The organism is Kribbella jiaozuonensis (genome assembly GCF_005233875.1).
In the GTDB taxonomy this organism is placed as follows: Bacteria; Actinomycetota; Actinomycetes; order Propionibacteriales; family Kribbellaceae; genus Kribbella; species Kribbella jiaozuonensis.
In genome coordinates, this window is record NZ_SZPZ01000001.1 from 316291 (window position 1) to 342299 (window position 26009).

Genomic DNA, 26009 nt, shown 5'->3' on the forward strand with positions numbered 1-26009 from the left:
CGACAAATCAGCCGGTCGGCCGAGTGGTGTGCGCGTCGGCGAGCGGTGGCGCCTCGAGCGCGCAGTGCCGGTGGTGGATCTCCGCGGGCTGCACCTCGCGAGCCTTGTCGCGGCGATCGCCCAGTGTGACCCAGGCGATCACGCCACCCGCCGCGGCGAGGACGGCGGAGATCCACAGGGCCTTGCCGAATCCGTTGTGGAAGGCAACGGGATCGCGGTAGGCGTTGCCGGTGATGCCGGCCGCCACCGGGATCGCGGCGACCGCCATCAGCTGCGCGGATCGGGCGACCGCGTTGTTCACGCCGGAGGCGATACCCGCGTGGTGGTCCGCGACCGACGACATCACGGTCGCGGTCAGCGGAGCGACGGTCGCGACCAGGCCGAGCCCGAGCACCACGACGGCCGGCAGTACGGCGCTGACGTAGCTGGACTCGGAGTTGATCCGCAGCATCAGCAGGAACCCGGCGGCCATCAGTACCGGTCCGACCGTCATCGGGATGCGGGCGCCGATCCGGTCCGACAGACCGCCGGCGTACCCGGACAGGAAGAACATCAGCAGTGTCATCGGCAGCAACGACGCACCGGCCCACAAGGCGGAGTAGCCGAGTGCGGTCTGCAGGTACACCACGAGCAGGAAGGTCGCGGTTCCGAGACCGCCGTACACGACGACGGTGACGAGGTTCGCGCCGGTGAAGCGTCGGTTGGCGAAGATGTTCAGCGGCAGCATCGGGTGCGAGGTGCGGCGCTCGACCTCGATGAACCCGGCGAAGGCCAGTACGCCGATCGCCAGGCTGGTCAGAACCAGCGGATCGCCGAAGCCGTGGTCCCCGGCACTGATCAGGCCGTACGTGAGACCGGCCAGGCCGACGGTGGCCAGGATCGCGCCGTTGATGTCGAGCCTGCCGCCGGCGCTCTCGTCGCGGCTCTCGGGCACATGCCGCAGCGTGACCAGGACGGTGACCAGCGCGATCGGAACGTTGAGCAGGAAGATCAGCTGCCAGTAACCACTGTCGACCAGGGTGCCGCCGACGAACGGGCCGACGGCTGCCGCGACCGACGTGAGGCCGGACCAGGTGCCGACCGCCTTGCCGCGGTCGGAGTGCTGGAACGAGGTCTGCAGGATGGCCAGGCTGCCCGGGGTCAGCAGGGCGCCACCGATGCCCTGCAGTACGCGGCCCGCGATCATCACCTCGAGTGTCGGCGCGATCGCGCAGACCACCGAGGCGATGGCGAACCAGATCACCCCGACGACGAACGTCCGCCGTCGCCCGAGCCGGTCGCCGATCGAACCGCTGAGCAGAACCAGCGAGGCGAGCATCAGCATGTAGCCGTTCACGATCCATTGCAGGCCGGCGACGTCCGCGTTCAGGTCCTCGCCCATCGCCGGCAGTGCGACGTTGACGACCGTTCCGTCCAGGAACGCCATCCCCGACCCGAGCGCCGTCGCCGCCAGTACCCACCGGCCCCGGGCCGTGCCCAAGGCGATCCGCTCATCCGTCATAAGGTCAGCGTGGCAGATCCAATTGCAGGACGACGAGGGCCTTGCTCGCCGGGATGCCGGACTGGATCCCGAGGATCGGCGGATCGCCGACCGCGCAGCGGGTCTCGGTCAGCAGCGGGCAGATCGCGTTGAGCAGACCGGTGGTCACGGTGACGTCGGTCGGCAGCGCTCCGCCGGCCGCCGAGGTGAGCGGTTTGATGGCCGCACTGGCCCGCGTCGACGTCGACGGAGAGGCGATGACCGCCGATCCGGACAGTGTGTAGGTCAGCCGGATCCGGGTGGCGGAGACGGTCAACGGCAGGTCGCCCGGGGCGGTGACCGTGGTGTTCTCGATCGGCACCGACTGGTCGTCGGCGACCACCTTCAGGTTGGTGACCCGGGGCGTTGTCCGGGCCATCATTCCGGGCAGGTGGTCGCCGGACGACGGCAACTGCAGCGGCAGGATGTCGGTGGCCGCAGGCAACATCACGTTCTCGGTCATGTCGAACGACCCGTCCCGATGCGGTACGGCGATCAACTGGATGCCGGGCACGGTCTCGCCCGGACCGGGCGTGGTGGGCCTGGGCGTTGCAGCGCTGCCCGACGGCCGCGAACTGTTCAGCCCCGGGCTCGGCGCGACCGGGAGTGCGTCGATGCTGGAACAGGAGACGGTCGCGCTGTACCCCAGCACCAGCGCGACCGCCGCCAGGATCAGCGATCCAGCTCTGCGTCCGGGCTCCCCCACCCCCGATGTCCGCTCGGGGAGGAGCCCGCGACGCCGGTGCGGTGAGCCGGGTCCTGCCACGAGTCACCGCCCCCCAAAAACGGACCTGACCGTTTCCCCTTCCGGTCCGGTCGACTGGGGCATACGATACGCCCGAATTCGTGGGGTAGGGAAATGCTTACGCTATTTTTTGGCGAACACCGGAGGGGGAAGGAAAATGCAGGAACGGAGCGTGTCCGGGCAATTCCGGGCGGTATCCCTGAGTATTTCGAGAATTCGTGGTCCGGTAATTCGCAGGGTGTTGTCGCTGCTGCTCGCCGTGATGGTGGCGGCGGCGCCGGCAGTCCTGGCGGTACCGGCGCAGGCCGCTGCGGGGGCCAACCTGTACTTCGTCCAGGGGCTTCCCGGACGCAGTCTCGACATCAGCGTCGACGGTCATCAGGTTGCCGCGGGGGTGGCCGGCGGGAAGCTGGTGGGGCCTTTCGGGGTTGCGTCCGGCAAGCGGATGATCACAGCGAAACAGAACGGAAAGCTGGTCATCCAGCGTGAGGTCTCGGCCGGTTCCGGGGCCAGTCTGGATGTCGTCATCCACCAGCCGGTGTCGCCGACGGGGCAGCCGCTGATCACGACGTACCCGAACAAGCTGACCGCGGTGCCGACGGACAAGGCCGGGTTGCGGGTCGCGCACGACGCGGCTGTCGGTCCGGCTGACATTCGGGTTAACGGAAAGGTGCTATTCCGTAACGTAGCGAACGGAGAATCACTCGACGTGGTCGTTCCGGCGGCTACGTACAAGGTGGACATCGTTCCTACTGGCGCAACGTCACCAGTTGTTCTCGGTCCGTTGGATCTGCCGGTGAAGGCCGGTTACCTGACCCGGGTGTTCGCGATCGGTGCACCCACCCAGAAGACGATGACCGTTGCCCTGGGCACGATCAAGCTACCGGCCACCGGGTCGGCGAAGCCGGGTGTGGTGAACACCGGAACAGGCGGACAGGCGGCAGGGCTCGACCAGGCGCAGAGCCCCGCCGGACAGTCCGGACTGTGGGTCGTGGTGTTCCTTGCTGCACTGGGAGTCGCGGTCGTCACTGCCCGGAAAGTAGTCCGCCGCTGAAGCGGGCACTGGTCGGTACGGCGCTGTGCTGTTTCGCCCTGGCGGGTTGTGCCGCCGGGGCGGACGGCGCGGTGCCGACACCGACGCCTACGTTCGGCTTCACGTTCGAGGGCACACCGTCTGCCGTACCGTCTCCGACCGAGCCGATGTCCGCGCCGCCGGGACGGGTCGGTACACCTGCGCCGAGTCAGCGCATCCGGTTCGTACCGCAACAGGTCGTGCTGCCGGGCGGCAAGGACGCACCGGTGCTTCCGGCAACTACCGTCAGCGGGCAGCTCCAGGTGCCGGCCAAGCCGCAATGGGTCGGCTGGTGGGACGGTGGCGCCCAGGCCGGTGATCCGTTCGGTTCGGTCGTGCTCGCCGGTCACGTCGACTCGAAGAACGAGGGGATCGGGTTCTTCGCGCGTCTGCTCAATGTGCGGGCGGGCGAGATCGTCGTACTGAACGGCTCGGGCCACACGGCGTCGTACCGGGTCGTGTCCATCGAATCGGTGCGGAAGGATGCGCTCGCGACCAAGAGTGGCGCGTTCGACCAGACCGTCGATCATCGGCTGATCCTCATCACCTGCACGGGTCCGTACCATGCCGATCGTGGCGGCTACGAGGACAACCTGGTGGTGACCGCGACCCCGATCGGCCTGGCCAAATAGACCGAAAGTTCTGCAGCGGTAGGCTCCCCGGTCATGGCCAGGTATTTCGACATCCATCCCGAGAACCCTCAGCGGCGGTCGATCGGTCAGGTGGTGGACCTGCTCCGCGAGGACGGGCTGATCGCGTACCCGACCGACTCCTGCTACGCGCTCGGCTGCCAGCTGGGGAACCGGGACGGGATCGACCGGATCCGGACCATCCGGCAGTTGGACGACCGGCATCACTTCACGCTGGTCTGCGAGAACTTCGCGCAGCTCGGGCAGTTCGTGCACATCAGCAACGCCGTCTTCCGGTCGATCAAGGCGGCCACGCCGGGCAGCTACACGTTCATCCTCCCGGCCACCAAAGAGGTCCCGCGCCGGCTGCTGCACCCGAAGAAGAAGACCGTCGGCGTACGCATCCCGGATCACGTGGTCACGCAGGCCCTGGTCTCGGAGCTCGGCGAACCGCTGGTCTCCAGCACTCTGCTGCTCCCCGGCCACGAGGATCCGATGACGCAGGGCTGGGAGATCAAGGAAGAACTCGACAACCAGATCGACGCCGTCATCGAGGGCGAGGCCGGCACCGAGCCAACCACAGTCGTCGACTTCTCCGAAGACGTCCCCGAGCTCGTCCGAGTAGGCGCCGGAGACCCGACTCCGTTCGAATAGGCCTACCAGCGGTCCCAGTGCAGGACCTGGTCGCGTGGAACCCGTTTCGCCGGACGGAAGTCGGTCCCGATCGTGAACGCCAGCGGGATGAACGCGGCCAGCATCACGTCGTCGTACGGAACCCGGAGTACTTTCGCGAGTTCCCGCTCGAGCGGGCCTTGCGCGGTGGTCCACACCGTGCCGAGGCCGCGCTCGCGGGCGGCGAGCATGAAACTCCAGACCGCCGGCAGGATCGAGCCCCACGTCCCGGACTGCTCCGCCGCAGACGCCCGATCGGTCCGGCCTTCGACGGCCGGGATCAGGAACGCGGGGACCCGGTGGATGTTGTCCGCCAGGTAGCGCAGGCTGTCGAACACCCGCTCGGTCGAGCGCGCGTGATGGTTCATCCGCCGTACGTCGTCCTCCGTCAACGGCTGCCCCGCCGCCTGCGACAACGCCCGCCGGAAGATGTCCGCGACGGCCCGGCGCTGCGCGTCCTCGGTGACGACGAGAAAATGCCAGCGCTGCCGGACGAGTTGAGAGCCATCGTCAATCCTTCCGTTAGCAGATAGTCTGCTTCAGGACTATCTCACACCCTCTTGCTCCGTGGTAACAAATGACCGATGGTGGCGGGTGAGCGTTAGTCAGTTACCTCACCCGCCCCGGAGGGACTCATGCGACGTGCTCTGCTTGCCCTGATCGTTCTGCTCATCACTGCCTTAGTGCCGGCCTCCGCGCAGGCTTACGCGAACGCTTTCTTTCCGACCCAGAGCAGTGGTAACCGCGGTGCCGACGTACAGGCGATCCAGTTTCTGTTGCAGTACGCCGGACAGGCCGTCGACGCGGACGGGGTGTTCGGTGCGACCACTGTCACCGCGGCGAAGGCGTTTCAGACCGCGAAGGGGCTCGGTGTCGACGGGATCGTCGGGCCGCAGACCTGGGGAGCGTTGGCGCCGACGATCCGGTCCGGTGACAACAACGCTGCGGTCAAGGCGCTCCAGGTCGAGCTGAACTCCAAGCGCCGGCTGAGCCTCCCGGTCGACGGTGTCTTCAGTACGGCGGTCCACGACGCGGTCGTCTCGTTCCAGTCGCATGCCGGCATCGGCGCGGACGGCATCGTCGGCCCGGTCACCTGGCGCAACCTCGCCTGGCACTACGACTACCCCGACTTCAGCAACAACTTCTGCGATCAGGACCCGGACGGCAACGGTACGGCGGCCAACTGGGCGGCAGCCGCCCCGATCGCCCAGATCGAGGCCGCAGCCCGTTCGTTCGCCGGCACCAACCAGGGCCAGGTCCCGTACGGCGATGCCGGGTTCGAGCACGGTGGTGACATCCCCGGCCACGCGAGCCACGACAACGGCATGGACATCGACATCTGGCCGATCCGCACCGACAACGCGCAATGCACCGCGGGCCGGATCACCTGGGAGAGTGCGACGTACGACCGTGCCGCTACCCGCCAGCTGATCCAGGCTGTCCGCGCCGCGGCGCCCGGGCACGTGAAGTACATCTGGTTCAACGACCCGACGCTGATCAACGAGGGCCTGACGATGAACTGGCCCGCCCACGACAACCACCTGCACGTCCGGTACTGCGAGAAGGTGCACCCGAACAGCACGTATGTCTGCTGACACACTGTCCCACGTGACCTACACCCTCGACCTGAACCCCGACGAACTGCTGACGACGACCCGGACGGTCCGCAAGCGCCTCGACCTCGAGCGCCCGGTGCCGATGGAGCTGATCCGGGAGTGCATCGAGATCGCCCTGCAGGCGCCGTCGGGGAGCAATCGGCAGACGTGGCACTGGCTGGTGATCACCGACGCCGAGAAGCGTGCGGCCATCGGCGAGTACTACCGCCGGTCGGTCGAGCAGTACCTGGCCGGCCCGGGCGCGGCCGGGAAGCTGCACGCCGACGACCCCGAGCGCGGTCCGGTCCAGCGCCGGGTCGGCGACAGCGTGGCCTACCTGGGCGAGCGGATGGGCCAAGTCCCTGTGCTGGTGATCCCGTGCCTCAAGGTCCACTCGCTGCCCGCAGGGAACCAGGCCGGCCTGTGGGGTTCGATCCTGCCGTCCGCTTGGAGCTTCATGCTCGCCGCCCGGGCCCGTGCTCTCGGTACGGCGTGGACGACGCTGCATCTCACCTATGAGCAGGAGGTTTCGGAGCTGCTCCGCCTGCCGGAGGACATCCGTCAGACGGTGCTGATCCCGACGGCGTACACGATCGGGACCGATTTCAAGCCGGCCGCGCGGCAGCCGCTCGACGAAGTTCTCCACGTCGACAGCTGGTGATCACGAGGCGGCCATCTCCTCGATGGTCAGCCCGCTCAGCACCGAACGGGGCTCGGTCACCGTCAGGTCCAGCCCCGGATCGGCGTCCGCGTCCTTCACCTTGACCAGCAGCCAATCCGCGCCGGTGCGGGTGAAGGCCCAGGCGCCGTTGAGTTTCACGCCGTGCAGTTGCACCTTCAAGTGCCCGCGCTCGATCGCCTCCGCGGGATCGACGAGCTTGTGCCGGTCGTCGCGGGTCAGATTCGTGTAGACGCCGGCATCCCAGACGATCACGGCGCCGCTGCCGTACTGCGCATCCCGGTGCACTCCCTCGTACGACGCGTACTCGAGATCGTGGTCCGTGGTGAACACCGCGAGCCGCTTCACGATCGGGTCCAGCGACGGCCCGCGCGGCACTGCCCAGGACTTCAGCACCCCGTCGACCTCGAGCCGTACGTCGTAGTGCAGCCGCCGCGCATCATGCAGCTGAACGACGAAAATCGGCTTCGACATCAGGCTCCTGAGGGAATTCGAGTTACAGCTAACGGTCCGTGGTGAAGCGGTTGTAGGCTTGCGTCTGGTTGGGAAACCAGCCCCCACAACCTTCCCATCACATCCGCCCCTGTCACGAAGCAGGTGCCATGCCCGTAGCCCCCTCACCGGCGCGGCCGGTCGCTGTCCAGGTCCTGATCGCAGGGCGCTGGATCGCAGGCCAGGAGCTGGGTCGACGGAGCGGGACGGCCGGGGCCGACGAGGTTCTCGTCAGCCACCACGGCCATCTCGTCTGGGTCGACCAGCGCTCGGTCCGCGAATCCTGAAAAGCTGAAAGCCCTTACCGTAAAGGGTTTTCAGCAAAGAGTTTTCGCAACCAGGTTGCCGATCTCGACCGCGGATGCCGATCCGCTCGGGTCGAACAACGTCCTGGTCAGCGCGAACGCAACGCCTGAGCGCGTGTCCGCCCAGGCGATACTGCCGCCCATGCCCGGCCACCCGAACGTCGCCGGGCTCTCCTCCGCCGTCGATCCCAGCCGGCCGATCGCGTAGCCGAGCGCCATGGTCGCCTCGTTGCCGAGCAACTCGTCCTGCGCGACCAACGCCGGCCCGGTGATCACCGGCACCGCGTCCGGCCGGACCAGCCGTACGCCGTCGACCTCGCCGATCAGCCCGGCGTACAACTTGGCGATACCGCGGGCATTCAGGATCGCGCTCGACGGATCCTCGATCGCCAACTGCTCGGGCCGGTTGAGCCCGGCGGCGCGCGGCTGCATCGCCGGCGGCATGACCTTGCTGAACATCCCGGCCAGCATCGTGAACGTCTCCTCGGCGCCCTCGGGTTCAACCAGTGGAATCAGCCGATCTCGCTGGTCGGACGGCAGCGCGAAGAACACGTCGTTCTCGATACCGAGCGGCGCGATGAGCTCCCGCAGTACGTCGGAGATCGATCGGCCGGTCGCGCGCCGGACGATCTCGCCGACCAGCAGGCCGAACGTCTCCGCGTGGTACGTCATCTTCGTGCCCGGCTCCCACCAGGGCTCCGCGGCGGCGAGGTAAGCGGGAAGCGTGGGGAACGACTCGTGGGTCGCGTCCGGCGGCAGCGCGGGCAGGCCGACGGAGTGCGTCAGCACGTGCCGCAGCGTCGCCTTGTCCTTCCCGTGCGCGCCGAACTCGGGCCAGATGTCCACAATCGGCTGGTCGTAGTCGAGAATCCCGCGATCCACCAGCACGTTCGCGACGGTCGCGGACGCGCCCTTCCCGGTCGAGGCCGCGTAGTACAAGCTCTCCGACGTCACGCCGTCGCCCGCGACCGCGTCCACGACCAGCTCACCGTGCTGGTAGACCGCGACCTGCAGCCCGAGCTCCGCCTCGACCATCTCGTCGACGCGCTTCTGCACTATCTCCTGGAGGTCCATACGGGTACGTCGGAGCGGAGCGGGGTCTTTTGACACCATCTATGCATACTCCAGGGCGAACCTGATCGTGCGCTCCACCTCCGCGTCCGTCCCGACCGGGCAGACCAGGAACTCCGTCGTACCGGCGTCTGCGTACCGCTGGAGCTCCTTCGCCACCGTCTCCTCGTCGCCCAGGACCGCGGTCTCCTCCGGTCCCGCCTTGCCGCCGCGATCCAGCACCGCGCGGTACGACGGCATGTCGCCGGCCGCGCCGTAGTGGGACCCGATCCAGTTCCGGGTCGTATCCGGATCGTCGGTGACCGCGACGCAGACGCCTGCGATGACCTGGGGTTGCGGTCGGCCTGCTGCGGTTGCCGCGGCGTCGATGGTCGGGCGGATGAAGCTCCCGATGACCTCGGGGCCGGCCCAGCTGGTCGTCGTACCGGCCGTGAGTTCGCCGGCGGTCTTGAGCATGCGCGGGCCGAGCGCGGCCAGGATGAGTTCGGGCGCCTCGGCTCCGGCGATCTCGAGCTGGCCGCGGGCGGTCAGCCGTTCACCCACGTAGTCGGTCGGCTCACCGGCGAGCAGCGGGCCGAGCGCCTCGACGTACTCGCGCACGTAGGCCGCGGGGCGTTCCATCGGGATGCCGAGCATGCCTTCGACCATGTGCGGGTGGCTCGCGCCGACGCCGAGCGTCAGCCGGTTGCCGGTCAGCGCCTGCACGCTGAGCGCCTGCGCCGCAAGGGCGAGCGGGTGGCGCGGATACACCGGCACGACGCCGACGGCGTACCCGATGGTCGAGGTGTACGGCGCGACGCCGGCGATCAGTGTCAGCGCGTCCCAGCCGAGTCGCTGGCTGAACCAGACCCGGTCGATGCCGTTGTCCTCGGCGGCCTTCGCGGCGGCGCCGATCTCGTCGATGGTCTTGCCTTCTTCGTCGATCCACAGTCCGATCCTCATGTCCTCCAGTCAACGGGCGCAGCGGCTGCCGACCCAGACGCAGTTACGCTGTACAGCGATAAGGAATCGTGATCGCCGGGGGTGCCCGATGGAGCTACGGCAACTGCGGTACTTCGTCACCGTCGCCGAGGAGCTGCACTTCGGCCGGGCCGCCGATCGGCTCAACATCGTCCAGCCCGCGGTCAGCCAACAGGTCGCCCGGCTCGAACGCGAGCTCGGTCTGCAACTCCTTGACCGATCGTCCCGGCACGTACGGCTGACCGGCGACGGCGAGCGGATGCTGCGCGAGGCTCGCGCGGTGTTGTCTGCCGCGGATCGAGCCGCTGAGGTCGCGGCGGAGCTCGCGTCGGGGCGTTCCGGCGTACTGCGGATCGGCACGGCGGCTGGGTTGCGGGATCGGTTGGAGCGCGGTCTGACAGCGCTTCGAACCCAGACGCCGGATCTCGAGATCCAACTCAGCGCCGGGTCGACGGCTGGGTATCTGACTGCTCTGCGTTCGGGAGAGCTGGATATCGCATTCGTTCGCGGTGAGGTGGCGGCCGCGGATCTGCAGGTCATCGAGCTCTGGCGGGATCCGCTGTCTGTTCTGGTTCCGACGGCCTTCCGGTCGGATGACGGCGTCAAGCTGATCGACCTCGCGGGACTCCCGCTGCGGCTGCCTGCCGACGACACCTGGCTGCGCGACCACCTGGTGGCGGCGTGCCGCGGCGCTGGCTTCGAGCCGTTGATCGGTCGGCCGATCGAGGACTTCGAGTCGGCGGTCGTCGAGATGTCGACGGGTTCGCCGGCGTGGACCGTGGTTTATGGGACGGCGTGCGAGGCCGCCGAGGGTGCGCTGTGGATGGGCCTGCTCAATCCGCCCGAGACGGCACCGGGCAACTTGGTGATGGGCCCGGGGCAGTCGGAGTGTGCTCGCGTCCTGCTCGACGCGTTCGGCGATGAGCCCCCCGGCGGGCCCTGACAGCTCCGCCGAGGGGTGTTGATTACTCAACAAGCACGGGATCGTACGTCGGAAAGCGAGTTCCGAGGAGGGCTCGTCTCATAAATAGGCACGAGCTTTCGGTGAACGGTTGCTGGCTCCCGGTGAGCGGTTGCTGACGCTGCGGGGATATTGTTGGTAGTTGCAACCAAAATATCGGGCTGTGTGAGGACAGATTCAGCCGTTTCCGCCCCGGGACAGTGCATGGCACTGCCCCGGTCGTCGCGATCCCGCCGTACGAACGGAAACTGATGTCTGCCACCACTCAGACCTCGCCGGTCACACCCCAGACCGGCACACCGAACCGCTATCGCTCTCGGTACGCCGAGGGCGAGCCGGACACCACACCGGCCGCACCACCGCCGCCTACTCCACCGGCTCCTGCCGCGGAGCTCTCGCATCGGGAGATCCTGGAGATCCTCGCCGGGCTGCTCGCGGCGCTCTTCACCGCGGTGCTGAGCTCGACGATCGTCAGCAACGCGCTGCCGACGATCATCGCGGACCTCGAGGGCTCGCAGACGCAGTACACCTGGGTCGTCACCGCCAGCCTGCTCGCGATGACCGTGTCGACGCCGGTGTGGGGCAAGCTGTCCGACCTGATGAGCAAGAAGCTGCTCGTGCAGCTCGCGATCGTCATGTTCGTCACCGGTTCGGTGCTGGCCGGCGCCTCGCAGAACGTGCCGTTCCTGATCGGCGCGCGGGTGCTGCAGGGGCTCGCGATGGGCGGGCTGATGGCGCTCGCGCAGGCGATCATCGGCGCGGCGATCCCGCCTCGGAACCGCGGCCGGTACTCCGGGTACATGGGCGCCGTGATGGCGCTGGCGACCGTGTCCGGGCCGCTCGTCGGCGGCGTGATCGTGGACACCTCGTGGCTGGGATGGCGGTGGTGCTTCTACGTGTGTGTGCCGCTCGCCGTGCTGTCGCTGATCGTTCTGCAGCGGTTCCTGCACCTGCCGGTGGTGAAGCGCAAGGTCAAGATGGACTACCTCGGCGCGCTGCTGATCGCGGGGGCCGCCAGCCTGCCGCTGATCTGGGTGTCGTTCGCGGGCTCGCATTTCGCCTGGTGGTCGTGGCAGACCGGCGCATATCTCGGTGGTACGGCGGTGCTCGCGCTGCTGGCCGTCGTCGTCGAGGTGCATGCGCGGGAGCCACTCGTACCGGTTCGCGTTGTGCGGGAGCGGACGACGGCGTTGGCGATCCTCGCGAGCCTCTCGGTGGGGATCGCGATGTTCGGCAGCGCGGTGTTCCTCGGGCAGTACTTCCAGGTGGCGCGCGGGTACAGCGCGACCGAGGCGGGGTTGCTGACGATCCCGATGATGTTCGGGTCGTTCGTCGGGTCGGTCGGGTCCGGGCAGCTGATCACGCGGTTCGGGAAGTGGAAGCGGTACCTGGTGCTCGGCGGGATCTTCCTGACCGCGGGGCTCGGCGTACTCGGGACGATCGACCACACGTCGCCGTACTGGTACATCGGGCTCGGGATGCTCTCGATGGGCATCGGCATGGGCATGATGATGCAGAACCTGGTGCTCGCCGTACAGAACACCGTGGATGTCAGCGAGGTCGGGGCGGCGAGCGCGTCGGTCACGTTCTTCCGCAGCCTCGGCGGCGCGGTCGGGGTGTCGGTGCTCGGCGCGGTGCTGGCGACGCGGGTGACAGACTCGATCGCGGAGCACATCAAGGCACTCGGTCCGGCCGCGGCCGCCGCGGCGCAGGGCGGGTCGGGGAGTGTGCTGGACGTGAACTCGCTGCCGGCACCGGTCGCGGAGATCGTCCGCCAGGCGTACGGCGACGCAACCGGACGGATCTTCGTGATCGCCGCCGGCGCTGCCGTCGTGAGCCTGCTGGCGGTCCTGTTCATCCGCGAGGTCCCGCTCCGCCGGACCGTCGCGATGAGCGCCGAGGGCGCTGCGGGGGCCGACGGCGCGGTGGGCGCGGACGGCGCGGCGGGTTCCGCGGGTGCTGCGGGTGCTGCGGGTGCTGCGGGTGCTGCGGGTGCTGCGGGTGCTGCGGCGGGTGCGATGGGCGCGGGGGGTACTGCGGGGGCCGACGCTGCTGCCGGGGCGCCCGGTGCAGCGGGCTTCGCAGGGGCCGGCTCGTCGGGGCAGTCGGCGGTTGCCGAGGATGATCCGGCTGAGCGGGCGGCGGTTGTGGCGCTCGACGTGATCACGTCGGCCGAGCGCACGGCTCGCGAGCGTGAGCGCGAGGCCAACGAGCGCGTGCAGGCTGCCGCGACCGTGATCCGGCAGATGCGTACTGACGTCAAGGATCTGTTCAGCCGCGTAGACCAGCAGATCGCCGACCTCGAGGACACACTCCCCGACGCCGCCATCCCACAACCAGCCGCCGCAATCCTCGACTCCCAGCGGCCGCAGGGCGAGCTGGTCGACGAGCTCCGCCGGTACGAACTGAGCGTCCTCAGCGCCAGCCAACGCACCGCCGACCACCTCCGCGCCACCGCCCGCGCCGAAGCCGACCAACTCCTCGCCGAAGCCAAGTCCGAGGAAGAAGAAATCCGAGCCCGCATAGCCGAACTCCAGTCAGTCGAAGAACGCCTCCTAGGCACCGTCCGAGACACCCTCTCCACCACCCCACCCCCACCCACCCCAAGCACGTCCTACCCACCGGCCGCCCACCGCGAGCCGGCAGATCACCCCGAGCCGGCAGCCCAGCCCGAGCTGGCAGTCCAGCCCGCGCCTGCAGCCCACCCCGCGCCTGCTCCCGCATCCGCGGCTGGGTCGGCAAGCACGTCCGCGGGAGTGGCGAGCGGGACAAATCCCCACCCCGGGGTGGCGAGTGAGACGAACGCCCATCCCGATGCGGGGAGTGGAACGAGCGGCCAGTCCGGGGCGCGGAGTGGGACGAACGGCCAGCCTGGGGCGGGGAGCCGGGCGACCGCTCCGCCGCCGTTCCCGTCGGACGGGTCGCCGTACATCCCTCACGCCACTGGCAACGGCTACCCCGACGCCACCGCCAGCCCGGAGCGGCAGCCGTTCGGGTAGGTCTGCTCTTGCCGGAGGGCCGCGCGCCGGATGGTCCGCCAGCTAAATGCGGTGGGTGGGTTGTCGGGGGTGGGTGGCATGCTTCGGGTAGGGACGGTGGTGAGGGAGTGGTGTGGGGTTGTGGGACGTAGAGCAGGTGCTGGGGCTGGCGCCTGATGCTGCGTCCGCGAAGGCTGCGCAGGCGCAGGCTCGCGCAGCCAAGTGGTCGGAGACCGGGTCTTCCGAGCGGGCCGTCTGGGGGTTGTGCCAGGGCAGCGGCAAGCAGCCGTACCAGACCGCAGTCGACCTGAGCGGTCCGGCGTACAAATGCTCCTGCCCCAGCCGCAAGTTCCCCTGCAAGCACGCGCTCGGCCTGATGCTGCTGTCGGCCACCGGTGAGGTGCGGCCGGCTGACGAGGTCGACTGGGTGAAGACCTGGGTGGACCAACGCGCCGCCCGCGCCGACCAGCCCGAGCGGAAGCCGGGCGAGGTAGCCGATCCGATAGCCGCTCAACAACGTGCCTCGCGTCGTGCCGATCGGGTCTCGAGCGGCATGGCTGAACTGAAAGGCTGGCTGGACGACCAGGTCCGCCTCGGCCTGGGAGGTTTCGACCAGCGTGCGTACACAGAGCTCAGCCGCCTAGCCGCACGCATGGTCGACGCCCAGGCGCCAGGAGTCGCAGGAGCAGTACGCCGTGCAGCGGGCGTCGTCGGCCGCGGTCACGGATGGCCGGGCGAACTGCTCGAAGAGCTGTCCCTCGTCCACCTGATCGTCTCCGCCCACGACCGCCTCGCCGACCTCCCGCCGTCGCTCGCCGACACCGTGCAGACCCGGATCGGCTGGTCGACCGAGACCGCCCGCGTCCTGGCCGACGGCGAGAAGGTCCAGGACGACTGGCTGGTACTCGGTCGCGTGATCGAGCCCGACGACCGCCTCACCGTCCGCCGCGTCTGGTTGCGCGGGGCAACAACCGGCCGCCTCGGCCTCATCCTCACGTTCGCCGCCGCCGGCCGCCCGCTGGACCCTCTCCCCGCCCGCCCCGGTGAGTACGTCCCCGGCACGCTCTCCTTCTATCCGGGTGCCCTCCCGATGCGCGCCCTCCTCACGCAGACCGATCCCCGCATGCCCGCACCGCGCCCGGCCGGTTTCACAGCCCGTCAAGCGCTCGCGTCGTACGTCGAATCCCTCGCCGCCGACCCGTGGAACGAACGGTGGCCGCTGGTGCTCCAGGATGTACGACCGGCCAGTCACGGTGACGGATGGGCGTTGGTGGATGCGGACGGCGACGCGCTCGAGCTGCTGCCGGGATGGGATGCCTGGAAGCTCCTCGCGGTATCGGCCGGCGACCCGATCACGGTCGCCGGCGAGTGGAACCGCGCCGGCCTCCGCCCGATGACCTGCTGGCACAACGATCGGCCGGTGATCCTGTGAAGGGTTGGGACGGTCTCGTCAGCTCCGCGCTCCTCGGCACGGATCGTCGGCCCGCACACTTCGAAGAGCTCCCCGAGCACATCCATGAGCGCCTCGGCGGCGGCGGCCTCCTCGACGCCGCCGCGCTCGCGACCGTCTACAAGCGCGCCGGCCGCAAGCCCCTCCGCGAACTCGAACCGATCGCTGCCGCACCCGGCGAAGATCGGCCGTTGCCGCGCCCGGTCGCGATCCGCCGGCTGGCTGCCATGCTGGGCGGATTCCAGACCTCGGCGCTCGGCGAATGGTTGCGCACCGCCGACGCACACGGTTGGGGCGTCCCACCCGAGCACCTCCCGGCGCTCGCCGACTACGCGCGCCACCGTGCGGAGTACCGTCCACTCGTGATCGCAGCCGCCGGCCGACGCGCTCGTTGGCTGGCCGATCTCAACCCCGAGTGGCGTTACCTCCACGCCGCCGTTGCCGAGAGCAACGATCCCGAGCTGTGGACGCACGGCAACGCGATCCAGCGCCGGACCTGGCTCCGCACCCTCCGCAGCCAGGACCCTGACGCGGCCCGTGAGGCGCTCGCGGAGGTCTGGCCGACCGAGTCCGCCGCCACCCGAGCCGACTTCCTCGGCCTCCTCGCGGACAGTTTGTCCTTGCAGGACGAGGATTTCCTGGAGGCGGCCCTCGACGACCGTTCCCGTGAGGTACGCCGGGGCGCCGCGCGCCTGCTCGCCCGCATACCGGGATCGCAGTACGGCGAACGCATGATCGAACGCCTCCACTCGCATCTCGTCGAGAGCCAGGGCGTGCTCGCGGTCGACCTGCCGAAGCGGCTCTCGCAGTCGATGGAACGCGACGGCATCGACTCGCAGAACCCGGAAGGTATCGGCAAGCGAGCCTGGTGGTTCCTGCAGATCGTTGCCAACACGCCGTTGTCGGCCATGGACCTCGCCTGGTTGCAGACACCGGTCGAAGGCTGCGCACCCGACATCCTCCAAGCCGCATGGACCGAGGCCGCCATCCGCGAAGGTTCCGCCGAGTGGGCCCGAGCCCTCCTCCGGTCAGAAGCCTCGACCGGAGACCGCAGTCCCGCAGAGCTGCTGCGATTGCTGCCGGCCGACGAATGGGCCCGCGCAGTCGACGTACTCCGGAAGACCGTCGACGTCACCGAACTCGTCGGCGGCCTGCCCGTCCCGTGGCCGGACTCGCTCGCGAACATGATCCTGGACCAGCTCGCCAAGGTCGGCTCCAACCGCGCCTGGGCCCGGCTCGCGAGCACCGCGGCCCGCGCCGTACCGCCCGACGTACTCAATCATCCGATCACCCGCGAAGCCACCGGCGAGGAAGACACCTGGCGTCGCCGCCTGGTGGAGACCTTGACCTTCCGCCGTGAAATGTACGAGGAGCTCTCATGACAACTGAAGTCCTTCGCCCCCACGCGGAAGTCGAGTACGCCGACGAGCTGCAAGCGCTCAGAGACACCGACGACAAACCGCGTCCGCCCGCCTGGCAGATGTCGCCGGCGGCGGTCGTCACGTATCTGCTCGGCGGCAAGGCGGGCGACACCGAGATCTCACCCAAGTATGTCGGCCCGCGCCGCCTGGTCGAGGTCGCAGTCGCCACCCTGGCGACGGATCGCGCCCTCCTGCTGCTCGGCGTACCGGGAACGGCGAAGACCTGGGTGAGCGAGCATCTCGCCGCCGCGATCAGCGGGGACTCGACACTGCTCGTGCAAGGTACGGCGGGAACCGCGGAGGAAGCGATCCGTTACGGGTGGAACTACGCCCAGTTGATTGCCCAGGGCCCCAGTGAGGCCGCGCTCGTGCCGAGTCCGGTGCAGCGCGCGATGGCCGAGGCGAAGATCGCCCGGATCGAAGAGCTCACCCGTATGCCTTCCGACGTACAGGATGCGCTGATCACGATCCTGTCCGAGAAGTCGCTGCCGATCGCCGAGCTGGCCACGGAAGTCCAGGCCCGCAAGGGATTCAACGTCATTGCCACCGCCAACGATCGCGACAAGGGCGTTAACGAGCTCTCGTCCGCGCTGCGCCGGCGGTTCAACACCGTCGTCCTCCCGCTGCCCGAATCCGCGGACGACGAGGTCGAGATCGTCTCGCGCCGGGTCGCGCAGCTCGGTTCGGCCCTGGAGCTCCCGCAGCCGGACGACGCGCTCGACGAGATCCGCCGCGTGGTGACGATCTTCCGTGAGCTGCGCTCCGGCCGGACCGAGGACGGCCGTACGGCGGTCAAGTCCCCGTCCGCAACTCTGTCGACCGCGGAGGCGATCAGTGTGGTGACCGGCGGTCTCGCCCTCGCGGCCCACTTCGGCGACGGCGTACTACGGCCGACAGATGTTGCCGGCGGCATCCTCGGCGCGGTCGTCAAGGACCCCGCCGCGGATCGGGTCGTGTGGTCGGAGTACCTCGAGACAGTGGTGCGCGAGCGAGACGACTGGGCGCCGTTCTACCGGGCCTGCCGAGAGATTTCCGGATGACCGTTCACCTGCTCGGGATCCGGCACCACGGGCCGGGGTCGGCGCGCGCGGTGGCGACCGCGCTGGCCGAGCTCCAGCCCGACATCGTGCTGATCGAGGGACCCCCGGAGGCCGACAAGATCGTCGAGCTGGCGGCCTCCGAGGAGATGGAGCCGCCGGTCGCACTCCTCGCGTACGCCGTCGACGACTCGACGCGGGCCGCGTTCTGGCCGTTCGCGGTGTTCAGCCCCGAGTGGCAGGCGATCAAGTACGGGCTGGCTGCGGAGATCCCGGTACGGTTCTGCGACCTGCCGGCGGCGCAACAGTTCGCGTCTTCGGGTGGGCGGTCTGTGTCGATGGATCCGCTGGCGACACTGGCCGAGGCGGGTGGGTACGACGATCCCGAGCGCTGGTGGGACGACGTGATCGAGTCGCGACGCGACGGTGCCGAGCCGTTCACGGTGATCGCCGACGCAATGCGCGAACTGCGGCGCGATTCGGAGGCGACGGGCCGCGAAGCGCAACGCGAGGCCTACATGCGGACGGTCCTGCGGAAGGCGATCCGGGAGGGCTTCGAGCGGATCGCGGTGGTCTGCGGCGCCTGGCATGTCCCCGCGCTCGAACTTCCGTTGCCCCCAGCAACACATGACCAGCGGATCCTCAAGGGCTTGCCGAAACGCAAGATCGCCTGCACCTGGGTACCCTGGACGCACGGGCGATTGGCGGCAACGAGCGGGTACGGCGCCGGCATCACCTCGCCTGGTTGGTACCACCACCTGTTCACCGCGCCTGATCAGATCACCACGCGCTGGCTGTCCAAGGTCGCGCAGGTGCTGCGGGAGGAGGATCTGCCCGTCTCCAGTGCACACGTGATCGAGGCGGTGCGACTCGCGGACACCCTTGCGGCATTGAGAGAACGCCCGCTCGCCGGCCTGAGCGAGGTGACCGAGGCGACGCGGGCAGTCCTCTGCGGCGGGAACGACGTACTGCTGGATCTCGTGACGCGAGAAGCAGTTGTCGGTGAGTTGCTCGGGTCGGTGCCGGGAGAGACACCGCAGGCGCCGGTCGCGGCGGATCTGGCGGCGCAGGCGCGGCGGTTGCGGATGAAGCGGGACGCGACCGAGCGGGTGATCGAGCTTGATCTGCGGAAGTCGAACGACCTGGAGAAGTCCAGACTTCTACACAGGTTGAGGATTCTCGATGTGCACTGGGGTGTGCCCGCCGCCGACGAACGGCGGGCGCAGGGCACGTTCCGCGAGATGTGGCGGCTGGCCTGGGATCCAGGGCTCGAGGTCGAGTTGGTTGCCGCAGGCGCCCACGGTACGACGGTGCTCGGCGCGGCGACGACCGTGATGCTGAAGGCGGCCGACTCGACGACGCTCGCCGACGTCACGGCCGCGCTCGAGCGGTCGTTGCTCGCCGATCTAGCGGACGCACTTCCGTCTTTGCTGCAAGGGATCGACACCCGCGCGGCCGCCGACGCCGATGTCGGTCACCTGATGGCGGCGCTTCCAGCTCTGGCGCGAGCCTCCCGGTACGGCGACGTACGCGGGACCGACACGGCCGGGCTGGCCTCGGTCGCCGGGCGGATGGTGTCGCGAGTCTGTGCGGGGCTCGCACGGACGGTCCACGGGCTCGACCCGGATGCGGCGGCCGCCGTACAGGAGCTGATCGACGGCGTGCAGGACGCGACCGTGCTGCTGGCCGAGGACGTACGGGCGGAGTGGCTGAACACGTTGGAGGGGTTGAGCGACCGCTCCTCCGTGCCGCCGTTGATCCGCGGGCGGTTGACGCGGTTGATGATGGACACGTCGCGGCTGCCGGATCACGAGGTCGCGCTGCGGTTGGGGCGGGCATTGTCTCCCGGTACTGCGACTGCGGAGGCGGCCGGGTACATCGAGGGGTTCCTCGCCGGCGGCGGGTTGTTGCTGGTGCACGACGAGCGGCTGCTGGCGCTGGTGGACGAGTGGTTGGGCGCGATCCCGGACGATGCGTTCGTGGAGGTGCTGCCGTTGTTGCGGCGTACGTTCGGGACCTTCGCGGCGCCGGAGCGGCGTTCGATCGGCGCGCGTGCTCGGGTCCTCGCCGACCCGGCGTCGTTGGTGATTGCCGACGACAACGACCTTGACGCCGAGCTCGCAGTGACTGCGTTGCCGGTCGTCGCGCAGTTGCTGGGGGTCTCATGAACGACGAGCGGATGCGACGCTGGCGGCTCGTGCTGGGTGGTGAGGCCGAGGAGGAGACGGGTACGACGCTGTCGTCCGAGGACCGCTCCGTCGACGCCGCGTTGGCCGCGCTGTACGACGCAGGAGAAGGGGAGTCGGGCAGTCAGCGGTCGTCCGGGTTGGGTTCGTCGGCGCCGCGGGTGGCCAGGTGGTTGGGCGATATCCGGCAGTACTTCCCGAGCACCGTCGTACAGGTCATGCAGCGGGATGCGGTCGAGCGGCTCGGCATCACGCGGATGCTGATGGAGCCCGAGCTGCTCGGCGCGGTCGAGCCCGACGTACACCTGGTCAGCACGCTGCTCGCGCTCAACGAGGTGATGCCCGAGGAGACCAAGCAGACCGCACGGGACGTGGTCGGCCGGGTGGTCGCCGAGCTCGAGGCACGATTGGCGGAGCGCACGAGGGCTGCGGTGACGGGCGCGCTCGACCGGGCCGGGCGTACGACGCGGCCGCGGCACTCGGACATCGACTGGGACCGGACGATCCGGATCAACCTGAAGCATTTCTCGCCGGCGCTCGGGACGATCGTGCCGGACCGGTTGGTCGGATATGCGCGCCGCAACCACAGCGTGCAGCGGGACATCGTGCTTGCGATCGACCAGTCGGGATCGATGGCGGAGTCGGTCGTCTACGCCTCGCTGTTCGGTGCGGTGCTCGGCTCGATCCGCACGTTGCGGACTTCGCTGGTCGTCTTCGACACTGCCGTCGTCGACCTGACGGATCAGCTCGACGATCCGGTCGACGTGCTGTTCGGGACGCAGTTGGGCGGCGGGACGGATATCAACCGGGCGCTGGCGTACTGCGAGGACCTCGTGACGAAGCCGGCCGAGACGGTGCTCGTACTGATCTCCGACCTGTACGAGGGCGGCGTCCGGGAAGAGATGCTGCGCCGGGCGCGTTCCTTGGTGGAGTCCGGCGTACAGGTGATTGCTCTGCTGGCGTTGGCGGACTCGGGCACCCCGTCGTACGACGCCGAGAACGCGGCGGCGCTGGCGGATCTCGGCGTACCCACGTTTGCCTGCACACCGGATCTGTTCCCGGACCTGATGGCCGCTGCGATCCGGCACGAGGACATCACCAGCTGGGCCTCTACCAACCTGACGTGAAAGGAATCCGATGACCACCGTCGAACTGACCCGCTTCCGGGTGCTGGCCGAGAAGACCGAGGAACTGCTCGCCGCTCGCGCCGACATGCTGAAGGACTTCGAGGCCGATCGAGCCGGCTTCCTGCGCGCGCGGTTGGTGCAACTGCCCGACAACGAGTGGCTGGACATCGTCGACTGGGCGACGCCGGAAGACTTCGCGACGTCGCGCGAGAAGGGCCCGAACCTGCCGGGGATCGCGAGGTTCTTCGCAGCCATCGACTCGCTGGTGGTCGCCGAAGAGGGCGTAATCGCCAGGTAATTCGCCTGACACCGCCCGGAGGCGGATGCGACCGTGGGCGACATGAACGTGAGCGAGATCCGGCCCGACGAGTACGACCGCGCCGCCGAGCTGTGGGAGGCGTCGGTGCGGGCGACGCACCACTTCGTCACCGAGGCGGATCTCGATGTGTTCCGGCCGCTGGTCCGGGCGTCGTTCGGTGAGATCGCGCAGCTCGCGGGATTGCGGACCGACGACGGGTTGCTGATCGGGTTCATCGGCGTCGAGGACGGCAACGTCGAGATGCTGTTCCTCGACCCGGCGTACCGCGGCCAGGGCGGCGGGAGTCTGCTGCTGGAGCACGCGTTCGCTTCGTTTGCGGCGGTTGCGGTCGACGTCAACGAGCAGAACCCGCAGGCGATCGGCTTCTACGAGCGCCACGGTTTCCGGGTGGTTTCACGCAGCGAGCACGACACGACCGGCAAGCCGTACCCGATCCTGCACATGAAGCGTTAGCCGGCGATCTCCAGGATGTCGATCGGGGTATACGGGTCGGCCTCGGCGAAGCGGAGGGCCCACTGGACGGCTTCCTCCTTGGAGTCGACGCGGATGATCGAGACCCCCGCGACGAGCTCCTTGGTCTCCGCGAACGGGCCGTCGATCACCCGCGGCTGACCCGGCACCGGGAACGTGACCCGCGCACCCCGCGAACTCGGCATCAGCCCTTCACCGAGCACCAACACCCCGGCCTGACGCATCTCCTCGAGTACGGCGTCGGCCCGCTCGAGGATCTCCGGGTCGGGCGGGTTGCCCGCCTCGAGACTGTCATTGGTCTTGTGCAGCAGCATGTACCTCATAGCCGAGACCTTAGTGCGCCCCAGAACGCATGAGGGATCTCGTAATCGAGCCACGCCGCGATCTCGGTGATCTCCCGCGGACTCCGCGCCCCGACGACGACGGCCGGTACGGCGGGATGCGTCAACGGGAACTGCACCGCAGCCGCCAGCAGCGGTACGCCGTGCTGCCGGCAGAGCTCCCGCAGTACGTCGATGCGTCGGAGCACGTCCTTCGGAACCCGCTCGTACCCGTGGGGAGCGCCGTCCGCAGTGTCGGCGAGGACTCCGCCCTGGAACACCCCAGCCGCGAGCACGGCGACGCTGAGCTTCTCGCACAGCGGCAGGAGCTCGTCCTCACCGGTCTGGTCGAGGAGCGTGTACCTCCCGGCGAGCAGGACGCAGTCGACTCCTTCGGTCTCCCGGAGGAAGCGCGCCGCCAGGTCCGCATGGTTGACGCCGAGCGAGATCGCCCCGATCGTGCCGCGCCCGCGGAGCTCGGTGAGCGCGCGGAACGCCTCGGTCGACGCGGCGCCATAGTCGAGGTCGGGGTCGTGGATGTGCAGGATGTCGATCCGGTCGATGCCCATCCGCTCCAGGCTGGCTTCGAGCGAGCGGATCGTTGCGGAGTACGAGTAGTCGAGCCTCGGCCCGAGCCCGGCCGGCGGCTCGGCCCAGATCGGCTGCAGATCCGGGCCGCCCGGCTCGATCAGTCGCCCGACCTTGCTGCAGAGCACGAACTCGCCGCGTGATCGACCGCGCAAGGCCAGGCCGGCCCGCTGCTCGGACAACCCGTACCCGTAGACCGGCGCGGTGTCGAACAACCGAACCCCCAGCTCCCAGGCCCGGTCGATCGTCGCCACCGCCTGCTGCTGCGGAACCGCGGCGAACATCCCACCGATCGAGGCGAGCCCCAACCCCAGCTCGCTGACCCGCAACCCCGTTCGCCCCAGCTCAACCGTCCGCACGCCAACGACCCTAGGAGTCCCCACCGACAGTCTTCGCCGCTAACGACAGGAGGTGGTCATGGATCCGCGCCCGCCCAGCGCTCAGCCCCGGGTGCCGAGACCGACTACCTCCTGTCGTTAGCCGCGCAGACCTTCCGCCGGGCGGCAGCGGACGGCACTATGCGGGCATGAGCGAGATCGCGGAGCGGTACCGACGGCGGGCCGATGCGTTCGAGCAGAAGGTTGCCGCCGTGGCGCCGGACGAGTGGGAGAACCAGTCGCCGTGCGCGAGGTGGACCGCGCGGGACGTGGTCGAGCACGTCGTCACGATGCACGGCGTGATGCTGATCCCGGTCGCACGGAGGCTGACGCCGGCGGACGATCCGCTCACCGCGTTCCAGGAGGCGCGCGCCGCGATCGAGGACGTACTCGACGACCCCGTCGCCGCGTTGACCGAGAGCGATACACCCGGCGGCCGGATGACGGCCGAGGAACACATCGACCAGGTGGTGTCCGACGACCTCGTCCTGCATGGCTGGGACCTGGCCAGGGCCACTGGTCAGGACGAGACGATCGAGCCGGTCGACATCGAACGGCTCTGGGCGGCGGCGGTCGCGATCCCACCGGACCTGATGGCGAAGTACCGGACGCCAGGCGCCTTCGGCGAGGGCATCGAGGTGTACGGCGCCGAGGTACCTGTTCCGCCGGAAGCTCCCCTGCAGGACCGGCTACTGGGGTTGCTGGGCCGCGAGCCGTGAGAGGTTGTTTGGCGCGTAGTAGCTGCTGGGGTCGTCGCACAGCGGTGCCTGGGTGAGTTCGGCGGGCCGTGTCATCAGCGCTGCGTGGCCTTTCGCGATCGCCGGGTCCAGGTACTCGTGGCCGGGGAGGTCGGCGACCGCCGTACGGCAGCCGAGCGCCATGCCCTCGAACAGCGCGGTCGTCGAGACGCCGACCTGGTACGTCGCGGTGGCGAGCAGGTCGAGCGTGCTGCCGCTGGTCGACAGGTGTATGCCGTCCGGGATCGTGTAGTCCTCGGGGCGCTCGCTCGGGTGGAGGCGGTAGACGATCTCCAGTTCGGGATGCTGCTTCGCGACAGCATCCGCCGTACGGATCAGCTCTGCGCCGACCGTTCCTTGCGAGAGGAACACCACTCGGTTTGGATCCTTCGGCCCGGGCTTCGGCAGGAACGTCGCGCCGATCACCTCGGTCCGCATCCCGGCGGGGAGATCCGCGACGTCGGTCCAGTACGACCCGAAGCACCAGAGCTCGTCGGGCTGATCCGCAACGGCCGGCCGGCCGGGGTAGCTGTAGCCGAGGTGGAACGGGCTGATCGCGCCGTGCTGGAGCTCGACGACGCGGATGCCGAGATCGCGGGCGGCGCCGACGATGTGCTGGTGGAAGTACGCGACGACGACGTACACGGTCTTGATCCGGTGCCGCTTGAGCAGGGCTCGGTACAGGGCGCGCAGTCGCAGGTGCTTCGGGACTTCGCGGGCCAGGATCGCGCCGACCGGGACGCGGACACCGGTGAGTTTCTCGAGCGCGCTGCCGATGCCGCGATCGTCTGTCGTGCGGGGATGGATCGCGCCGGCGGCGGACGTGAAGAAGTCGAGGTTCTTGCTGCCGGGGAGCGGGGTGCCGTTGATGCCTGAGTCGAGGATCAGGGCGTTGTCGCCGAGGGTTCTGCGGAGTTCGTCGGTGTAGATCTCGACACCGTTCGGTTTCCGTGGATGCGGTACGACGAGGGCGTCGTACCGGCCGGGGAACGGGGAGCGGGTGACGATCCCGGCGACATGCTTCGCGACCAGGGCGGCCTTGTCGTACGGCGTACGTCGTACCGGATGGGGTGCGCCGTGGATGCCGGTGCGGCGGGTCAGCTCATGGAAGACGCGCATCCGGATGATCGGCCAGGGGTGAGCGCCTCGGGTCTGCCACTCGAGCAGCCCCAGGTCCGTCTCCACCTGCCAGATCGCCCGGCACAGCTCCGCCACCGTCGGCCGGCCCGGGGCCGTCGCCGGACCCGTGCCGTTCCCGGTACTCGTCATGGTTGATCCCTACTATCCCCGCGAGACTGCCGACGCCCGAGAAGAACCGGCGGACTGCCTTCAGCAGGTGCGTCTTCCGGCCGAGCAGCAGCCCGGCGAGGGCGAACCCGATCGCCGAGATCACCCGGGCCGAAGCATAGGCCAGCACGAGTACGTAGCTGATCGCGCCCGGGCGGATCAGCAGGCGGCTGATGGTGTCGCCGGAGCCGGAGCGGAAGGCACGGCGGACCAGCCAGCGGAGTGTGGTCCGGCCGACCGGCACCTCCTCGGCGATGCACGCTTCCTCGCACCAGACGATGCGGAAGCCGGCGCGGTGGACGCGGAGGAAGAAGTGCAGGTCGCTGGAGCCGGTGTAGCGGAACGCGGGATGGAATCCGGGCGTGACTGCGTGGTAGACGCGGCGGCTGACCAGGGTGTTGTTCGTGTACGCCTTGCGGAGTTCCTCGCCGGTGGTGTGCTTGCCGGTCGAGTCGTGGACGTCGCTGTAGTGGTTCCAGGGCGGGGCGCCGGGCGGGAGGTTGCCCTTCACCGGGCCGGTGACGACGTCGGCGCCGGTCGTCTCCCAGGCCTGGAGGAGCGTTTTGAGCCAGCCGGGGGGCGCGGTCTCGTCGTCGTCGACGAAGATCAGGGCGTCGTCGTTCCAGCACAGCTCGACGGATCGCTCCCGGGCGAAGGGGATTCCCGGCTCCGGTTCGACCACCGATTGGATCGGGTACGGCGTACCCGCGCCGAACTCCTCCAGGACCGCCGCCGCCGAGCCGTCCGCGTCGTTGTCGACCACGACGATCCGGATCGCATAATCGGAGTCCGCGGGGAGCTCCTGAGCCTGCAAACTGGTCAACAACCCCCGCAACAGAGCAGGTCGCCTGAAGGTAATCACCGCAATGGCGACGCAGGTGCTCATGGCGCCCGAGACTATCGGTCCCCACCAACAACCGCCCATCCAACTGGTGTGAGATCAGTTGGCGTGGTGGGAGAACACGCCCGATGCGCGATGGCTGTTCCGTGCAGCCACGGGAAAGTGCGTCG

At 69.0% G+C, this 26009-nt stretch carries 26 protein-coding genes; 16 read left to right on the forward strand and 10 right to left on the reverse strand.

Going from position 1 to position 26009, the window contains the following annotated elements; translation table 11 throughout:
* Nucleotides 1–7: 7 nt before the first annotated feature.
* Nucleotides 8–1501, reverse strand: coding sequence for an MFS transporter (locus tag FDA38_RS01525; RefSeq protein ID WP_137252267.1), 1494 nt, complete (start codon nucleotides 1499–1501; stop codon nucleotides 8–10).
* A 4-nt stretch (nucleotides 1502–1505) separates the two neighbouring features.
* Entirely contained in the window at nucleotides 1506–2225 is a 720-nt protein-coding gene (locus tag FDA38_RS01530; RefSeq protein WP_233714459.1) for a hypothetical protein, read from the reverse strand.
* Between the two features lie 169 nt (nucleotides 2226–2394).
* Here FDA38_RS01530 and FDA38_RS01535 point away from each other — a divergent pair, with 169 nt between their 5' ends.
* The 3 genes from FDA38_RS01535 to FDA38_RS01545 all read left to right on the forward strand — a co-directional run bounded on the left by FDA38_RS01535 (nucleotide 2395) and on the right by FDA38_RS01545 (nucleotide 4619).
* A complete protein-coding gene (locus FDA38_RS01535) occupies nucleotides 2395–3318 on the forward strand; it encodes a DUF4397 domain-containing protein (protein ID WP_233714460.1) in 924 nt (307 codons plus the stop codon).
* Between the two features lie 71 nt (nucleotides 3319–3389).
* The gene (locus FDA38_RS01540; protein WP_233714461.1) at nucleotides 3390–3968 is read left to right on the forward strand and encodes a class F sortase; all 579 of its coding nucleotides are present in this window, start codon (nucleotides 3390–3392) and stop codon (nucleotides 3966–3968) included.
* Between the two features lie 33 nt (nucleotides 3969–4001).
* Entirely contained in the window at nucleotides 4002–4619 is a 618-nt protein-coding gene (locus FDA38_RS01545) for an L-threonylcarbamoyladenylate synthase (RefSeq protein ID WP_137252268.1), read from the forward strand.
* A 2-nt stretch (nucleotides 4620–4621) separates the two neighbouring features.
* On the opposite strand, the gene FDA38_RS01550 is transcribed toward FDA38_RS01545, so the two are convergent.
* Entirely contained in the window at nucleotides 4622–5152 is a 531-nt protein-coding gene (locus FDA38_RS01550; protein WP_137252269.1) for a nitroreductase family protein, read from the reverse strand.
* A 120-nt stretch (nucleotides 5153–5272) separates the two neighbouring features.
* Here FDA38_RS01550 and FDA38_RS01555 point away from each other — a divergent pair, with 120 nt between their 5' ends.
* Together FDA38_RS01555 and FDA38_RS01560 are read left to right on the forward strand one after the other, a co-directional pair.
* Nucleotides 5273–6232: a peptidoglycan-binding domain-containing protein gene (locus FDA38_RS01555; RefSeq protein ID WP_137252270.1), complete on the forward strand. Its 960-nt coding sequence runs from the start codon at nucleotides 5273–5275 to the stop codon at nucleotides 6230–6232.
* Between the two features lie 13 nt (nucleotides 6233–6245).
* Nucleotides 6246–6893 (forward strand): nitroreductase family protein, encoded by a 648-nt coding sequence (locus FDA38_RS01560; RefSeq protein ID WP_233714462.1) that lies wholly within the window; start codon nucleotides 6246–6248, stop codon nucleotides 6891–6893.
* Here the strand turns inward: FDA38_RS01560 and FDA38_RS01565 are convergent, their stop codons facing one another.
* Nucleotides 6894–7532 (reverse strand): DNA polymerase ligase N-terminal domain-containing protein, encoded by a 639-nt coding sequence (locus FDA38_RS01565; protein ID WP_325053026.1) that lies wholly within the window; start codon nucleotides 7530–7532, stop codon nucleotides 6894–6896. It lies immediately after the preceding gene.
* Here FDA38_RS01565 and FDA38_RS42025 point away from each other — a divergent pair.
* Nucleotides 7514–7690, forward strand: a complete 177-nt coding sequence (locus FDA38_RS42025) for a hypothetical protein (protein WP_170989549.1) — start codon at nucleotides 7514–7516, stop codon at nucleotides 7688–7690. The two genes, FDA38_RS01565 and FDA38_RS42025, sit on opposite strands and share 19 nt — an antisense overlap.
* A gap of 30 nt (nucleotides 7691–7720) precedes the next feature.
* On the opposite strand, the gene FDA38_RS01570 is transcribed toward FDA38_RS42025, so the two are convergent.
* Nucleotides 7721–8782: a serine hydrolase domain-containing protein gene (locus FDA38_RS01570; protein WP_170989550.1), complete on the reverse strand. Its 1062-nt coding sequence runs from the start codon at nucleotides 8780–8782 to the stop codon at nucleotides 7721–7723.
* Nucleotides 8783–8821: 39 nt separating this feature from the next.
* Nucleotides 8822–9721 (reverse strand): TIGR03564 family F420-dependent LLM class oxidoreductase, encoded by a 900-nt coding sequence (locus FDA38_RS01575; RefSeq protein WP_137252273.1) that lies wholly within the window; start codon nucleotides 9719–9721, stop codon nucleotides 8822–8824.
* An 88-nt stretch (nucleotides 9722–9809) separates the two neighbouring features.
* Between FDA38_RS01575 and FDA38_RS01580 the strand changes: the two genes are divergently transcribed.
* From FDA38_RS01580 to FDA38_RS01620, 9 genes are all read left to right on the forward strand, one after another.
* Complete coding sequence (locus FDA38_RS01580; protein WP_170989551.1) at nucleotides 9810–10682, forward strand: LysR family transcriptional regulator; 873 nt, start codon at nucleotides 9810–9812, stop codon at nucleotides 10680–10682.
* Nucleotides 10683–10951: 269 nt separating this feature from the next.
* Nucleotides 10952–13699 carry an MDR family MFS transporter gene (locus FDA38_RS01585; protein ID WP_137252275.1) on the forward strand — a complete coding sequence of 916 codons (2748 nt, stop codon included), beginning with the start codon at nucleotides 10952–10954 and terminating at the stop codon, nucleotides 13697–13699.
* A 112-nt stretch (nucleotides 13700–13811) separates the two neighbouring features.
* Nucleotides 13812–15110, forward strand: coding sequence for an SWIM zinc finger family protein (locus FDA38_RS01590; RefSeq protein ID WP_137252276.1), 1299 nt, complete (start codon nucleotides 13812–13814; stop codon nucleotides 15108–15110).
* Nucleotides 15107–16510, forward strand: coding sequence for a DUF5691 domain-containing protein (locus tag FDA38_RS01595; RefSeq protein ID WP_137252277.1), 1404 nt, complete (start codon nucleotides 15107–15109; stop codon nucleotides 16508–16510). The genes FDA38_RS01590 and FDA38_RS01595 overlap by 4 nt, the downstream gene beginning before the upstream one ends.
* Nucleotides 16507–17589: an ATP-binding protein gene (locus tag FDA38_RS01600; protein ID WP_137252278.1), complete on the forward strand. Its 1083-nt coding sequence runs from the start codon at nucleotides 16507–16509 to the stop codon at nucleotides 17587–17589. The genes FDA38_RS01595 and FDA38_RS01600 overlap by 4 nt, the downstream gene beginning before the upstream one ends.
* The gene (locus FDA38_RS01605) at nucleotides 17586–19754 is read left to right on the forward strand and encodes a DUF5682 family protein (protein ID WP_137252279.1); all 2169 of its coding nucleotides are present in this window, start codon (nucleotides 17586–17588) and stop codon (nucleotides 19752–19754) included. Before FDA38_RS01600 ends, FDA38_RS01605 begins: the two co-directional genes overlap by 4 nt.
* Nucleotides 19751–20899 carry a VWA domain-containing protein gene (locus tag FDA38_RS01610; protein ID WP_137252280.1) on the forward strand — a complete coding sequence of 383 codons (1149 nt, stop codon included), beginning with the start codon at nucleotides 19751–19753 and terminating at the stop codon, nucleotides 20897–20899. The genes FDA38_RS01605 and FDA38_RS01610 overlap by 4 nt, the downstream gene beginning before the upstream one ends.
* Before the next feature lie 10 nt (nucleotides 20900–20909).
* On the forward strand, nucleotides 20910–21197 hold the full coding sequence (locus tag FDA38_RS01615) for a hypothetical protein (RefSeq protein ID WP_137252281.1): 288 nt from the start codon (nucleotides 20910–20912) through the stop codon (nucleotides 21195–21197).
* Between the two features lie 42 nt (nucleotides 21198–21239).
* Nucleotides 21240–21671: a GNAT family N-acetyltransferase gene (locus FDA38_RS01620; RefSeq protein WP_137252282.1), complete on the forward strand. Its 432-nt coding sequence runs from the start codon at nucleotides 21240–21242 to the stop codon at nucleotides 21669–21671.
* Here FDA38_RS01620 and FDA38_RS01625 read toward each other — a convergent pair.
* Nucleotides 21668–22012, reverse strand: coding sequence for a YciI family protein (locus FDA38_RS01625; protein WP_137252283.1), 345 nt, complete (start codon nucleotides 22010–22012; stop codon nucleotides 21668–21670). The two genes, FDA38_RS01620 and FDA38_RS01625, sit on opposite strands and share 4 nt — an antisense overlap.
* Nucleotides 22009–22956, reverse strand: a complete 948-nt coding sequence (locus FDA38_RS01630) for an aldo/keto reductase (RefSeq protein WP_202877516.1) — start codon at nucleotides 22954–22956, stop codon at nucleotides 22009–22011. Before FDA38_RS01630 ends, FDA38_RS01625 begins: the two co-directional genes overlap by 4 nt.
* 167 nt (nucleotides 22957–23123) lie before the next feature.
* Between FDA38_RS01630 and FDA38_RS01635 the strand changes: the two genes are divergently transcribed.
* Entirely contained in the window at nucleotides 23124–23693 is a 570-nt protein-coding gene (locus FDA38_RS01635; protein WP_137252284.1) for a TIGR03086 family metal-binding protein, read from the forward strand.
* Here the strand turns inward: FDA38_RS01635 and FDA38_RS01640 are convergent.
* Nucleotides 23664–24830, reverse strand: a complete 1167-nt coding sequence (locus FDA38_RS01640; RefSeq protein ID WP_137252285.1) for a hypothetical protein — start codon at nucleotides 24828–24830, stop codon at nucleotides 23664–23666. The genes FDA38_RS01635 and FDA38_RS01640 overlap by 30 nt on opposite strands.
* Nucleotides 24814–25884, reverse strand: a complete 1071-nt coding sequence (locus tag FDA38_RS01645; RefSeq protein WP_137252286.1) for a glycosyltransferase — start codon at nucleotides 25882–25884, stop codon at nucleotides 24814–24816. Before FDA38_RS01645 ends, FDA38_RS01640 begins: the two co-directional genes overlap by 17 nt.
* Between the last annotated feature and the right edge of the window lie 125 nt (nucleotides 25885–26009).

Bases quoted from the DNA above. Each gene is read 5' to 3' on its own strand.
- FDA38_RS01585 (WP_137252275.1), top strand. From the start codon at position 10,952: ATGTCTGCCACCACTCAGACCTCGCCGGTCACACCCCAGACCGGCACA.
- FDA38_RS01555 (WP_137252270.1), top strand. From the start codon at position 5,273: ATGCGACGTGCTCTGCTTGCCCTGATCGTTCTGCTCATCACTGCCTTA.
- FDA38_RS42025 (WP_170989549.1), top strand. From the start codon at position 7,514: ATGCCCGTAGCCCCCTCACCGGCGCGGCCGGTCGCTGTCCAGGTCCTG.
- FDA38_RS01610 (WP_137252280.1), top strand. From the start codon at position 19,751: ATGAACGACGAGCGGATGCGACGCTGGCGGCTCGTGCTGGGTGGTGAG.
- FDA38_RS01625 (WP_137252283.1), bottom strand. From the start codon at position 22,012: ATGAGGTACATGCTGCTGCACAAGACCAATGACAGTCTCGAGGCGGGC.
- FDA38_RS01570 (WP_170989550.1), bottom strand. From the start codon at position 8,782: ATGGACCTCCAGGAGATAGTGCAGAAGCGCGTCGACGAGATGGTCGAG.
- FDA38_RS01620 (WP_137252282.1), top strand. From the start codon at position 21,240: ATGAACGTGAGCGAGATCCGGCCCGACGAGTACGACCGCGCCGCCGAG.
- FDA38_RS01645 (WP_137252286.1), bottom strand. From the start codon at position 25,884: ATGAGCACCTGCGTCGCCATTGCGGTGATTACCTTCAGGCGACCTGCT.
- FDA38_RS01640 (WP_137252285.1), bottom strand. From the start codon at position 24,830: ATGCGCGTCTTCCATGAGCTGACCCGCCGCACCGGCATCCACGGCGCA.
- FDA38_RS01575 (WP_137252273.1), bottom strand. From the start codon at position 9,721: ATGAGGATCGGACTGTGGATCGACGAAGAAGGCAAGACCATCGACGAG.
- FDA38_RS01605 (WP_137252279.1), top strand. From the start codon at position 17,586: ATGACCGTTCACCTGCTCGGGATCCGGCACCACGGGCCGGGGTCGGCG.
- FDA38_RS01545 (WP_137252268.1), top strand. From the start codon at position 4,002: ATGGCCAGGTATTTCGACATCCATCCCGAGAACCCTCAGCGGCGGTCG.
- FDA38_RS01525 (WP_137252267.1), bottom strand. From the start codon at position 1,501: ATGACGGATGAGCGGATCGCCTTGGGCACGGCCCGGGGCCGGTGGGTA.
- FDA38_RS01615 (WP_137252281.1), top strand. From the start codon at position 20,910: ATGACCACCGTCGAACTGACCCGCTTCCGGGTGCTGGCCGAGAAGACC.
- FDA38_RS01580 (WP_170989551.1), top strand. From the start codon at position 9,810: ATGGAGCTACGGCAACTGCGGTACTTCGTCACCGTCGCCGAGGAGCTG.
- FDA38_RS01635 (WP_137252284.1), top strand. From the start codon at position 23,124: ATGAGCGAGATCGCGGAGCGGTACCGACGGCGGGCCGATGCGTTCGAG.
- FDA38_RS01600 (WP_137252278.1), top strand. From the start codon at position 16,507: ATGACAACTGAAGTCCTTCGCCCCCACGCGGAAGTCGAGTACGCCGAC.